Genomic DNA, 12,486 nt, shown 5'->3' with positions numbered 1-12,486 from the left:
TTACCCGAGCCCCTATCCCCGGGCCAGACGCCGATTCAGGGCCCAGACCGACAGTGGTGCAAAGATCACCGCGATCGCTGCAGCCCAGACAAGGGTCCACAAAGCGGGCTCCAGCGCGTCGCCTCCGCTCAACAGGGCGCGCGAGGCGTCCGCGAGCAACGAGACGGGGTTGGCCTGCACGAAGGGCTGCAGCACGGTGGGCATGGTATCCAGCGGTACAAAGGCGGTGGAGACGAACGTCACCGGGAACAACGCCGTGAAACCGAACAGCTGTACATGTTCCGGGTCGCGGGACAGAACACCCACCAGGACCATGATCCACGATGCGGCCGAGGCGAAGACCAGCACCAGCGCGACCATCGCCAGCACCTCCCAGACCGAGGTCTCGACCCGGAACCCCAGCAACACCCCCACGATTAGTAACAGCGCGATACAAAGCGCCTGCTTCAAAAGATCGGCCAGGATGCGCCCGGCCAGCGGCGCCCAGCGCGGAATGGGCAGGGCCCGAAAACGGTCGAACACCCCGCGTGTGAGATCCGTATTCAGGCCGTGCCCGACATACACGGTGACAAACAGCATGTTCATCGCGATCACGCCCGGCAGCACGAACGGCAGATAGGCTTCGGTCGAGCCGGCCACTGCCCCGCCAAACACGTACAGGAACAGCACCAGAAACAGGATCGGCTGGATGGAATAATCCCCCAGCTCCCAGGGATTGCGACGTACCTGCACGAGACTGCGCCAGGCCAGCGCCAGCGTCTGGTCCAGTGCCTTCATGCGCCCTCCTCTGTCGTCTCGGACGTGACCTCGGCCGCATGCCCGGTCAGCGCCAGAAAGACATCGTCCAGGCTCGCAGTGCGCAGACCGAGTTCGACCACCTCGATCCCCGCCTGATCCAGGGCCCGCAGCACCTTCGGCACAACGCTACTGCTCGTCACGGCGACACTCAGGGTGTTGTCCCGCGCCTGCGGGCCCTCCCCGACGATACGTGTGATCTGCTCGGCCGCATCATCGAGCCGGGCCGAGTCGGCCACCACCACGAACAGCGAGCGGCCACCCACACGTTCCTTCAATTCCGCCGAGGTCCCCTCGGCAATGATCCGCCCACGGTCCAGCACCACGATCCGATCCGCCAGGGCGTCCGCTTCGTCCAGATACTGGGTCGTCAGCAGCACGGTGGTGCCTTGCTCCCGCAGTTCCGCCACCAGGCGCCACAGGTCGCGGCGTGCCCGCGGGTCCAGCCCCGTGGTCGGCTCGTCGAGAAAGAGGATGGCGGGGTTCCCGACCAGGCTGGCCGCCAGATCCAGTCGGCGCCGCATGCCGCCGGAATAGGTCTGTGCCGGACGGTTTGCCGCACCGCAAAGGTCAAACTGCCCCAGCAACTCGTCCGCGCGCCGGCGCGCATCGCGACGACCCAGACCCAGCAGCCGCGCGATGAGCAAAAGGTTCTCGCGTCCAGTCAACTTCTCGTCGACCGAGGCGTACTGCCCGGTCAGCCCGATGATCTCGCGCACGTGCGCCGCATCGCGGACGACATCGAAGCCGCCCACCTCGGCTGTTCCCGCATCCGGGGTGATCAGGGTGGACAGCATGCGCACGATGGTGGTCTTGCCGGCACCATTCGGCCCCAGAAGACCGAGGATGCTCCCGCTCGGGACTTCCAGATCAACACCATCGACCGCGCGGGTGCCGTTATAACCGCGCACCAGCCCCTGCAAACGAATCGCGATATCCATCGGCGCAGCATTCACCGCACACGCCGATGGTGCAACCGACAGCGGCTACAAATGCCGACTGAATAACCCGTGCCGGGCGGCACCCAGGAGGTCCCGCCAGGCAAGGGCCGGCAGCTTCACCAGGGTCTCGTGATCGCCACCCTCGAGATATACATCCCCCTCGGTGGGGGCATGTTCGTCCAGCATCGCCTCCAGGCCGTAGGGCTCGGCCAGCGCCGGGATCGCGCCCAGTGCACAATCCGGGAAGAGTTCCGCCACCTCCCTTTCGGTGGCCAGCCCGACGTGTTCGCCAATCAGGTGGTGGAGCTGCCCGAAGTGCAGGCGCCGCGACGACGGGAGGATCGCCAGCATGTAATGGCCGGCATCCTCCACCAGCACGGCCTTCGCCAGCCGATCACCGGGCACGTGCGCGGCCTCTGCCGTTCGGGTAGCACTGCTGGAATACGGGTGCCGAACCAGTTCATAAGCGACACCCTGTGCCGCCAGATAGTCACTCAGGGTTCTCGCGATGCCCATGCTGCGGCCCTCTTGCCGTCCCTACCCCGGACTATAGACCCACTCTGCCCGCACGGTGCCTCGATTCCCCGCTACCCCGTCAACCGACAATCGGCACAACACTCCCTGTCCTACAATGCCCCGATGACGGACTTCTCCATACTCGATCTCGCACCGATCACCGCGGGGTCGGACGCAGGGCAGGCCCTGCACAACACCCTCGACCTGGCCCGGCGGGCGGACGAACTGGGATTCACGCGATACTGGCTCGCCGAGCACCACAACATGCCGGGGATCGCCAGTGCGGCGACTGCTGTGGTGATCGGCCAGGTCGCGGCCGCCACTGCGCGCATCCGCGTGGGTGCAGGCGGCATCATGCTGCCCAACCACGCGCCGCTGATCGTCGCCGAGCAGTTCGGGACACTGGATGCCCTGTTTCCCGGTCGGATCGACCTCGGGCTTGGCCGTGCACCGGGGACAGACCCGGCCACGGCCCGCGCCCTGCGCCGCAGCGCGGAGAGCGACCCCAACCAGTTCCCACGCGATGTGGTGGAGCTGCAGGGCTACCTGGCGGACCCCGCTCCGGACCAGGCCATTCGGGCGATACCCGGCGCCCGTTCGCATGTTCCGGTCTGGATCCTCGGATCGAGCCTGTTCGGGGCCCAGCTTGCGGCGCACCTGGGGCTGCCCTACGCCTTTGCCTCGCATTTCGCCCCGGGTCAGCTGCATGACGCGATCGCGATCTACCGCCGCGAATTCCGACCCTCCCCGGACCTGGATGCGCCCTACGTGATGGCCGGCTACAACGTCTATGTGGCCGACACCGATACCGATGCGCAGACGCTGGCCAGTTCCATGGAGCAGGCCTTCATCAGCCTGCGCCGCGGCCGACCCGAACCGATCCAGCCCCCGATCCCGCACTACCGCGAACAGCTCGACCGGGCTGAACGGGCGATTGTCGAACAGACCATGGCCTGCTCCGCGATCGGGGCACCCGACACCGTCGAGCGGGAGATGCGCCGCTTCCTTGAAGCCACGCAGGTTGATGAGCTGATCCTGACCACCACGACCTTTGATCACGACGCCCGTCGTCGCTCCCTGGAGCTCACCGCCCAGGTCTGCGACCGCCTGTCACCCCCCTGAGGGCAGCGTTTGCGCGAACGGGCTTGGCAAGGGGCGCCTGGCACAGGATCATTCGCCCTTTCGAACATGCACGAGGGCGGGAGATGTCATACCTGAAGGATTTTCCGAACCAGGAAGGTTATTTCGGCGAGTTCGGGGGTGCGTTCCTGCCTCCCGAACTGGAACCGCATTTTGCCGAGATCAACCGCGCCTACCTGACGCTCGCCCGCTCGGCCGACTTCCTGAACGAGCTGCGCTACATCCGCAAGCACTACCAGGGCCGACCCACCCCGGTGTACTACGCGCACAATCTGAGCCGCGAGGCCGGCGCGCATATCTATCTCAAGCGCGAGGACCTGAACCATTCCGGTGCGCACAAGCTGAACCACTGCATGGGCGAGGCCCTGCTCGCCAAGCACATGGGCAAGCGCAAGCTGATCGCGGAGACCGGCGCCGGCCAGCACGGCGTCGCGCTGGCCACGGCAGCTGCGTACTTCGGCATGGACTGCGAGATCCACATGGGCGAGATCGACATCGCCAAGGAAGCGCCCAACGTCACCCGCATGAAGCTGATGGGCGCACAGGTCGTGCCGGTCTCCTTCGGCGGCCGTTCGCTCAAGGAGGCCGTGGACTCGGCCTTCCAGTCCTACCTGTCGCAGGCCGATGAGGCCCTGTTCGCGATCGGCTCCGTGGTAGGCCCGCACCCATTTCCGCTGATGGTGCGCAACTTCCAGTCCGTGGTTGGCATCGAGGCGCGCGAGCAGTTCATGGAGATGACCGGCGGCGAGCTGCCCGATCATGTGGTCGCCTGTGTTGGCGGCGGCTCCAATGCGATGGGCATGTTTGCCGGCTTCATCGAGGACGCCGGCGTCCAGCTGAACGGCGTCGAGCCACTCGGACGCGGCACGAAGCTGGGCGAGCACTCCGCTACGATGACCTACGGCAAGCCCGGCATGATCCACGGCTTCAAGTGCATGCTGCTGGCCGACGAGGAAGGCAATCCGGCCCCGGTCCACTCCATCGCCTCGGGGCTGGACTACCCCGGCGTGGGCCCGGAGCACTCCTACCTGAAGACCATCGAACGCGTGGCCTACCATGCGATCAGCGACGACGAGACGCTGGAGGCCTTCTACCGCCTGTCGCGTGCCGAGGGCATCATCCCGGCGCTGGAGAGCGCCCATGCCGTGGCCTGGGCGATGAAGTACGGCCGCGAGAACCCCGGCGTTACGATCCTCGCCAACCTGTCCGGCCGGGGCGACAAGGACATCGACTACGTCGCCCGCGAATTCGGCCACGGCGACTAACACCTCGGGAACTCCCTGCCAGGGCCTGGGTATCTAACACCCAACAGGCTTTGACGGAATGGTGTGATGGCGGGTGGCTGGTCCAAAGACGGCGCGGAACAGGAACAGATCGACGACACCGTCGAGGACGCACTGGCGCGCGTGCGCAGCCAACTCCCCGAGGGCGAGAGCCTGGAGGCGTGCGAGGAATGCGGGGCCACAATCCCCGAGGCCCGCCGCCTTGCCCTGCCCGGCGTACGCCTGTGCGTCCCCTGCCAGGAGGCGCATGACGAGACGGACGCGGCCTTCAGCCCCTACAACCGGCGCGCCTCCAAGGACAGCCAGTTGCGCTGAACCCTGCCGTACCCCGCGGCCACTACGCAGAGGTCGATGGCGATGGCCCGTACCCTGTACATCACCCACCCCGCCTGCCGGCTCCACGATGCCGGACCCGGACACCCGGAATGCCCGCAGCGACTGGCCGCGATCGATGCCGCGCTGCAAAACCTCAATGGACTGGAGCGCATCGAGGACCCGCCGGCGGCCACGGACGAGGACCTATTGCGCGCCCACTCCCGTACCCATGTAGACGCGATCCACGCGGCCCAACCCGACCCGGGCGTTCGCGTTGCCGTGGACCCCGACACGCACATCAACGAGCATTCCATTCGCGCCGCGCACCATGCGGCGGGAGCCACAATCGAGGGTACCCGCCGCGTCCTCGAGGGCGAGGCCCGTAATGTCTTCTGTGCAGTTCGGCCCCCGGGACACCACGCTGAGCGGGACCGGGCAATGGGCTTTTGCCTGTTCAACAACGTGGCAATCGCGGCACGCTGGGCCCTGGACGTACACGGCCTGAGCCGTGTCGCAATCGCGGACTTCGACGTCCATCACGGCAACGGGACCGAAGACATCGTTCGCGATGATCCCCGGGCGCTGTTCTGTTCCAGCTTCCAGCATCCGTTCTATCCGGACCGGCCGCTGTCCCGGCGCGAACACCTGGTCCATACCCCACTCGCGGCGGGTACAGACGGCCCCGCCTTTCGCGCGGCGATCGAGCGCGACTGGCTGCCCGCCCTGGAACGATTCCGGCCGGAGTTGATCCTGATATCAGCCGGGTTCGATGGCCACCGGGACGACCCGCTCGCCGGGCTCAATCTGCTCGAGAGCGACTTCGAGTGGGTCACGCGCCAGCTGATGGCGATTGCCGAGCGGCACGCGACCGGCCGTCTGGTCTCGGTGCTGGAGGGTGGCTACGATCTCGCGGCGCTGGCGCGCAGCGTACGCAGCCATGTGCATGCGCTGACGGAAAACACGTAACCACCCCATGGGTGCGCTACCCTGCGCCCATGAACCTGCGCAGCCACCCCCTCCTGGTCGGCCTGATGTTCCAGGCCGCCCTGATCCCCCTGGCATTCTTCCTGGCCGCAATCGCCGGGGTTCCGCTGGGCGAGCACCTGCACTGGGATCCGAATCATGCGCTGATCGGCGTGATCGCGGTGCTGCCGATGCTGGCGATGCTGGGGCTCATCGCGCATTTCGGCGGGTCCGCCTACGACACCCTTTCCGGACAGGTGCGCGATTTCATCGCGCGACTGTTCGGAAGCGCCTGGCCAGGGGCCATCCTGCTGATTTCGTTGCTGGCCGGACTCGGCGAAGAGCTCCTGGTTCGCGGTGTCCTGCAGACCTGGCTCGACACCCACCTGCCGGCGTTCCTGGCGATCCTGATCGCCGCGGTGGTCTTCGGCCTCGCCCATGCGATCACGCGGCTCTATTTCGTCTTTGCCACGGCCATCGGGCTTTATCTGGGGCTCGTCTATTACCTGACGGGCAACCTGCTGGTGGTCATCATCACCCACGCGCTGTACGACTGGATCGTGATCCACTGGTACCGGCGCAAGCTCTGACGCCCACTTGCGAAGCGCACGAGGCATTTCCATACTCGACGGATGGTCACCCTTCAGGGGCGCCGCCGTGAACCGACTCCACCGGGGCGATTTTCTGTTACTGCTGGCGCTGCTCGTCCCGCTCTGGGCCGGTGGCCACCTGGCGCCCATCATCTGGGAGCGCGACGAGGTCATCCGCTGGCTGACGCAGGTCTCCGGGGTACTCGCCCTCACCTGCATGCTGCTGGCCGGCATCCTAAGCATCCGGCTACCGCACAGCGACCGCCCGTTCGGCGGGCTGATCGACCTCTGGAGACGCCACCACGCCCTGGGCGCCGCCGCCCTGCTCCTCGCGATCGTGCACGTCTGGCTCGTCGCCGCCGGGGGGATGGGACACTCGGTGGCATCCGCCGTTCACCGCCTGTTCCCGGGCCCCGATCACTGGGCCATCCTGGCCGGATGGGGCGCACTGGTCGTGCTAGTCATCGTGCTGGCCCCGACCTTCAAGTTCTTTGGCGAGCCCGGGTACGCCCGCTGGAAACGCCTGCATGTGCTGTCCGGCCTCGCGCTTCTGCTGGGGGTTGTCCATGCCTGGCCGCTGGCGCAGGCGACCTGGCCCTGGTGGCTGCTCGGGATCCTGGCACTGGCCGCCTACCTGTGGCGCAAGCTGCTCTCGCCCCGCATCGGACGGCATGACTACCGGGTCGACGGAGTCGAGCGGCTGACCCCGACCATGGTCGAGCTGCGTCTGCGTCCCGAAGGAGAGCCGCTGGCGCATCAACCGGCCCAGTTTGTTTATCTGACGCCGCTCGACCCGGGACTGGCCAACGGCCAGGGCGAAGAACACCCCTTTACCATCGCCTCCGCACCCGGGGAGGAATACCTGAGGATTGGAATCAAGGGCCTGGGCGATGGATCGCGCGCGTTGCAGACGGTCGCCAAGGGTAGCCCGGTCCAGGTCGAGGGCCCGTACGGCACCTTCCTGCAGGGGCATGACCGCAAGCGGCCGGCCGTCTGGCTGGGCGCGGGAGTCGGCATTACCCCCTTTGTGTCTGCGGTACGCGCGCTGGCGCACGAAGGACGTTCGGCCAACCCTCCCGTGCACCTGTTCCAACTGGCCGATCGCCGGGAAGCAGCGGCCTACCATGACGAACTCGAGCGTCTCGCCAACACGATCGAGGATCTGGACCTGACATTGCACCTGCGCGAACGGGACGGCCTGCTCAGCGCCGATTTCCTGCGGCAGCACTGTGCGGATTTCGCATCCGCCGAGTTCTGGATCTGTGGTCCGGGGGTTGTCGATCGTTACGTCCGCGGACTCCTGCATGCCGAAGGCGTGCCGAACGCGCGCATCCACTCCGAGGCCTTCCATCTGCTGTGAGAACGCCATGACACGAACTGGCCAGACTCTCTACACGCTCCTAGTCGCGTTCATCGCGAGCCTGCTGACCCTCCTGGCCGTGCACCTGCTGGGCCCGGACACCACCCCACCGGTTGTGGAGGGTGACGAGGGCATCACGCACGAGGAACTGGCCCGCCACGCCAGCGAAGACGACTGCTGGATGGCGATCCATGGCGTGGTCTATGACTTCACTGAGTACCTGCCGCGCCATCCGACGCCGATCGAGGACGACTGCGGAACGGATGCCTCGCACGGATGGGATACGAAGGGTACCGGCCGCCCCCACAGCCGCCGTGCCCACGACATGCTCCCCGACTACCGCATCGGCGTACTCGCCGGGGAGGGGTCGCCTTGAATCACGTCAGGAACGCGCCTCGCAGATCGCCAGGGCCAGCTGATTCCGAACCGATTTCAGAGCGCGCAGCACCAGCGGGTCCAGTTCCGTACTGCCCGGCGCCAACTCCAGGCACAGCAGCCCCACGCAGCGCTCACGCACACCCAGAGGCAGCAAGAGAAAACTACGCGCATCCAGCACATCACGGAAATCCCCCGGAAGGTAGCGGCTGATCGCCGGGTCCGAACTGTCGCTGATCACCATATCCTTGCGCTGTGTCATGGCCAGCGAGAGGACATTGCCGGAGCCGGACAGAGACAAGCGCAAGCGCCCGGACAGGGATTCCGCCTCATGCCCGAACGCGGTATGGGCCACCAGCGTGCGGCGTTCCCGATCCGCCAGCATCAGCATCGCGCGGCGCAACCCCAGCACCTGGTAGATGTTTTCCAGCGCGGCCTGCACCAGCGGGTTCAGCTCGAATCCCTCGACCATCGCATCGAGCATGTCCGTCAGCGACTCCATCAGCGCCGCCGCCTGCTCGGCCGGTGACGCCGCCCCTGAGCCCGGGCCGTCGGCCGCCAGGCCACCATTGGCATCCAGCAGGGCCTGCTCGTCCGGAACATCGCCACCCTGCGCGGTCTCGCCAACCCCCAGATTCCGTCGCAGTTGCCGCAGATGTTCCTGCCCCTCGCGCGGCAGCTTGACCACGCTCAGAAACTGCTCGAGATGCACGCGCCCGTCCTGAATGGCCCGGCGCATACCCGTAGCTTCGACGTCCAGCGACGCCTTGTAGCGGCGCCGCAGTTCGGCCAGGGCGAGATCCTGCTCCGCCGGGTCCTGGTGGATAATCCGGCCCGCCATCTCGCTGGCCAGGGTCACGATCCGGTGCAGACGCTGGTCCAGGTCGCGTACCGCCGGCAACGTGCCCTCGGGCGCCCGTTCGACCGCCTGCACGATCTCGCGCGGGAAGTTCCAGTCCTCCAGCACGGCACGCGCCAGGGCCTCGTACGAGAGCCCGAGCACCTGGCGCGCCGCACTGCCCTCGGAAACGCCCTGTGTCTGCCGGATCTGAATCTCGTCGGCCTCCTCGGGGAGGTAGTAGAGCGCCAGCATGCGACCGATGTCGTGGAACAACGCGCAGACAAACGCCTGTTCGCTTTCGACTCCGCCGAGCTGCCGGGCCAGCGTGCGCGCCAGCATCGCGCTGAACAGCGTCTGCACCATCGCCTGCATCAGGCGAGCGGACTGGCTCCCGCCCTTGAGGTTTTCCAGCAGAACGAGGCCTAGCGCCGCCGTGCGCACCTGCTCGAATCCCAGCAGGACGACCGCACGGGACACCGTGCGGATGTTGCCGCCGAAGTTGCTGTAGAAAGGGGAATTGGCCAGCCGCAGAAGCTTCTGTGTCGTCGCGTAGTCCTTCAGCACCGCATTCGACAGTTCGGCGACCGAACGCTGCTGGCTGTCGCCCGAGCACTGGGTAATCTCGCGGATGTGGGCCGAGACCCCCGGGAAGTCCGGCTTGCGCCGGATCCTTCGAAGGATGAAGTCGCCCGGATCTCCCGCGTCGGACTCGCGGCCCTCGGTCACGGCGAGAAACGCCTCGCGCAGCGCCTGGGCCGTTGCGTAACGCTCGTGCGGATCGGGCCGCAGTGCCCTCAGGGCGATGGCATCCAGGCGTTCGTCGCCCTCGCCCGTGTGCTTCGACGGCGGTTCGAAGACGCCGGTTTCCATCGTATCCAGAACACCCTGGTCGGTGTCCCCGGGAAAGGCCCGACGCCCCGCCATGAGTTCGCAGAACAGCGCCCCCAGCGAGAACACGTCCCCTGCCAGTGCAGGCGTGCCGCCGCGCAGCTGCTCCGGGGCCAGGTAATGGCGCGTCTGTGTCTGATGCCCCGCGGCCTGTTCGCTACCCTGGGGCAACGCGAGCCCCAGACCGGTGACTCGCGCATGACCATCCGCGCCCACCGTGATGTTCGCGGGCTGCAGCGACCCATGAACAATCCCCTGCTCGTGCGCAGCGGCCAGGGCATCGACAATCTCGCGCATCAGCGCCAGGGCGCGGTCCAGCGGCAGCCGTCCCCTGGCGAGCAGGGCATCCAGCGTTTCGCCCTCGATGTACTCGCATACAAGGTAAAGACCCTCGTCCCAGGGCCCCGCTTCGAAGATCGCCGCGCTGTGGGGGTGCCGGAAACGGCTCACCGCGCGGGCCGCGCGCATCAGGTCATCACGCGCCTCGGCATCGCCCAGGGCCTGGTGCGTCAGCGTACGTACCATCACGCGCCGGTCCAGTACGCCGTCATGCGCGACATACAGGCCGTCGCGCGCACTCTCCCCCAGTGTCGCCAGCACACGAAACCGATCGATCCAGCGTTCCTGGCTCGCGTCACGCGACCTCGCCATGCCCCCTCCCCAAAGCCGTTGCCACTCTCTCGCCCCGAGCCCGGTACCCCCGCCAAAGCGGCGGTTATACCTCCAAACGCCCCCGTGCCGGTGCATTCATGATGACACGAGCCGGGGCCAGTGAGGTCACAGGTCGCGGGATCGCCTGTCGAGATAGGCCTTGAGGTTTGGAGGCCGGTAGTCGCGCGACTGCCGGTAGCGTTCTTCGACCGACGAGTGCAGCCGCGTCGGGGAATCCCCCTGGTCGAGATCCCGGACCAGTGTACGGCGCAAGCGATAGATGTGACGCCGCGACTGGTGGATCGCGGCGCGAGCGTCGGGGCGCAGGCTGGCCGGGAGGTGCGGCTCGAACTCCAGTCCTGCGGCGGATGCCTGCTCCAGCATCCAGTCCAGGGCAATATCGGCGACCCGCAGCCCCCGGGCATCGGGTGGATAGCCGCCCCCGATATCCGCGTGCACCCCGGCGAACCACTGCTGGTCCAGATCCAGCCCTTCGCGCGGCTCCCACAGGGTGGGTTCGAAGTCCGCGCGGCGCTCGTCGATGGCCAGTGCATGCCGGGCGATCCGGACATTCGGGCCGAGCTTGGTGTCGTAGAACTCGTCGGTGCGGTCGAACAGCCCGAGCACCGAAAACGGGATGCCCAGTGCCCCGACGGTATCCCAGACACCCACGAAACGGATCGTCCGAGAGGGATGGCTGTGGGTCTCGCGAAAGGCGCGCGAGTGCTTGCCCTCGGGCTTGTAAGCCGCCCCTGTGCGCTTGTACAGGCGAAAGGCCTCTTCGATCAGGCGTGCATCCGGGCGCCGGAGAACCCCGCAGTTGTTGATCAGGCCGCACAGGCTGCGCACGGTGTACGCGCCCCGGCTGAACCCGAACAGGAAGAGCTCCGTGCCGGAGGCGTAGTTCTGCACGATGTAGCGATAGGCATCGGTGATGTTTTTGTGGATGCCCCGCCCGGTTATTCCGCCACTGACCCGGGCGTGGTACGACCCCACACCCCAGTCATAGAACACCTGCTGGGTGTCGCCAGCGGCGTCGACCGGCGCCACCGCCCGAGCCAGGCGCAATACGTTCGTCGGGACGTCGGACTCGACGTCCTCTTCCGGACGGTTCCAGGTCCCGTCCGCGCAGATCACGATACGGCGCGTCATCATCGGCCTCCCTGCCGCTTACCTGTCCTTCAGCCTAGACTGCGCAGGGGCACTGTGCATGTCCGGAGCGATTCGCCCATGCAACGCTAGCGGCCAATCTCGATGCGCCGCACCCCGGGGCGCTCGCCATCCTTGCGACGGGGGACATGGACATCCAGAACCCCGTTCTTGAAGCGGGCGGATATGCCGTCCGTGTCGGCGTCGCCGGGCAGGCTCAGGACCCGGCGAAACCGCCCGTAACTGCGCTCGATTCGATGGTAGCCTTCCTCGTCCTCTTCGTGTTCCTGGCGCTTTTCGCCCGAGACGATCAGGTCGTCGCCATCGATCGAGAGGTCGATCTCCTCCTCCGCGATCCCGGGCACCTCCACCGAGATCCGGTAGGCCTTGCGTCCCTCGGCGATGTCCACGCTGGGCTTCAGCCACAGTGGGCCGGTACGCCCCGCGAGGGCACCGCCCCGGGCACGACCGAAGAACTGCTCGAACATCCGGTCCATCTCCTGGTGCATCCGCAGCAGCGGGTCGCCCGTGGCTTCGTCGCGCCGCGCGGGCAGGACCTCGGGCTGTTCCTGTTCCTCGCGCTTGAACCAGTTCCACGGCTTGAGCTTTTGCAGGTCCATGCGGTCACCTCCTCGTATCGTGTGTCGTACGCACTTGCATTCAGGGCTCCTACCCCGAT

At 66.8% G+C, this 12,486-nt stretch carries 13 protein-coding genes; 7 read left to right on the top strand and 6 right to left on the bottom strand.

Features of this window, described 5'->3' with window-relative positions; translation table 11 throughout:
- Nucleotides 1-12: 12 nt before the first annotated feature.
- The 3 genes from G015_RS0110235 to G015_RS0110225 are packed head-to-tail and all read right to left on the bottom strand — an operon-like array spanning nt 13 to nt 2,252.
- Nucleotides 13-777: an ABC transporter permease gene (locus G015_RS0110235; protein WP_018139333.1), complete on the bottom strand. Its 765-nt coding sequence runs from the start codon at nt 775-777 to the stop codon at nt 13-15.
- The gene (locus G015_RS0110230; RefSeq protein ID WP_020146654.1) at nt 774-1,736 is read right to left on the bottom strand and encodes a daunorubicin resistance protein DrrA family ABC transporter ATP-binding protein; all 963 of its coding nucleotides are present in this window, start codon (nt 1,734-1,736) and stop codon (nt 774-776) included. Before G015_RS0110230 ends, G015_RS0110235 begins: the two co-directional genes overlap by 4 nt.
- A 45-nt stretch (nt 1,737-1,781) precedes the next feature.
- Entirely contained in the window at nt 1,782-2,252 is a 471-nt protein-coding gene (locus G015_RS0110225; RefSeq protein ID WP_018139331.1) for an aminoacyl-tRNA deacylase, read from the bottom strand.
- A 123-nt stretch (nt 2,253-2,375) separates the two neighbouring features.
- Between G015_RS0110225 and G015_RS0110220 the strand changes: the two genes are divergently transcribed.
- The 7 genes from G015_RS0110220 (at nt 2,376) to G015_RS0110190 (ending at nt 8,279) form a co-directional block, all read left to right on the top strand.
- Nucleotides 2,376-3,374 (top strand): LLM class flavin-dependent oxidoreductase, encoded by a 999-nt coding sequence (locus G015_RS0110220; protein ID WP_020146653.1) that lies wholly within the window; start codon nt 2,376-2,378, stop codon nt 3,372-3,374.
- Nucleotides 3,375-3,457: 83 nt separating this feature from the next.
- Nucleotides 3,458-4,657 (top strand): tryptophan synthase subunit beta, encoded by a 1,200-nt coding sequence (trpB, locus tag G015_RS0110215; protein ID WP_018139329.1) that lies wholly within the window; start codon nt 3,458-3,460, stop codon nt 4,655-4,657.
- Between the two features lie 66 nt (nt 4,658-4,723).
- Nucleotides 4,724-4,990, top strand: a complete 267-nt coding sequence (locus G015_RS0110210) for a DksA/TraR family C4-type zinc finger protein (RefSeq protein ID WP_018139328.1) — start codon at nt 4,724-4,726, stop codon at nt 4,988-4,990.
- 36 nt (nt 4,991-5,026) lie between these two features.
- Nucleotides 5,027-5,956 carry a histone deacetylase family protein gene (locus G015_RS0110205; RefSeq protein ID WP_018139327.1) on the top strand — a complete coding sequence of 310 codons (930 nt, stop codon included), beginning with the start codon at nt 5,027-5,029 and terminating at the stop codon, nt 5,954-5,956.
- 29 nt (nt 5,957-5,985) lie between these two features.
- Nucleotides 5,986-6,543 carry a CPBP family intramembrane glutamic endopeptidase gene (locus tag G015_RS0110200; RefSeq protein ID WP_026278829.1) on the top strand — a complete coding sequence of 186 codons (558 nt, stop codon included), beginning with the start codon at nt 5,986-5,988 and terminating at the stop codon, nt 6,541-6,543.
- A gap of 67 nt (nt 6,544-6,610) precedes the next feature.
- Nucleotides 6,611-7,903, top strand: coding sequence for a ferric reductase-like transmembrane domain-containing protein (locus G015_RS0110195; protein ID WP_018174216.1), 1,293 nt, complete (start codon nt 6,611-6,613; stop codon nt 7,901-7,903).
- Between the two features lie 7 nt (nt 7,904-7,910).
- Entirely contained in the window at nt 7,911-8,279 is a 369-nt protein-coding gene (locus tag G015_RS0110190; RefSeq protein WP_018139324.1) for a cytochrome b5-like heme/steroid binding domain-containing protein, read from the top strand.
- 6 nt (nt 8,280-8,285) lie between these two features.
- On the opposite strand, the gene G015_RS0110185 is transcribed toward G015_RS0110190, so the two are convergent.
- The 3 genes from G015_RS0110185 to G015_RS0110175 all read right to left on the bottom strand — a co-directional run bounded on the left by G015_RS0110185 (nt 8,286) and on the right by G015_RS0110175 (nt 12,427).
- Nucleotides 8,286-10,658: an HDOD domain-containing protein gene (locus G015_RS0110185; RefSeq protein WP_020146652.1), complete on the bottom strand. Its 2,373-nt coding sequence runs from the start codon at nt 10,656-10,658 to the stop codon at nt 8,286-8,288.
- A 126-nt stretch (nt 10,659-10,784) separates the two neighbouring features.
- Nucleotides 10,785-11,810 (bottom strand): DUF2235 domain-containing protein, encoded by a 1,026-nt coding sequence (locus G015_RS0110180; protein ID WP_028490921.1) that lies wholly within the window; start codon nt 11,808-11,810, stop codon nt 10,785-10,787.
- An 86-nt stretch (nt 11,811-11,896) separates the two neighbouring features.
- On the bottom strand, nt 11,897-12,427 hold the full coding sequence (locus G015_RS0110175; RefSeq protein WP_018139321.1) for an Hsp20/alpha crystallin family protein: 531 nt from the start codon (nt 12,425-12,427) through the stop codon (nt 11,897-11,899).
- Nucleotides 12,428-12,486 lie beyond the last annotated feature (59 nt).

Origin of the sequence: Thioalkalivibrio sp. ALJ15, from assembly GCF_000383695.1 — a bacterium.
Lineage (GTDB): Bacteria > Pseudomonadota > Gammaproteobacteria > Ectothiorhodospirales > Ectothiorhodospiraceae > Thioalkalivibrio.
This window is presented reverse-complemented; position numbering and strand designations above follow the sequence as displayed.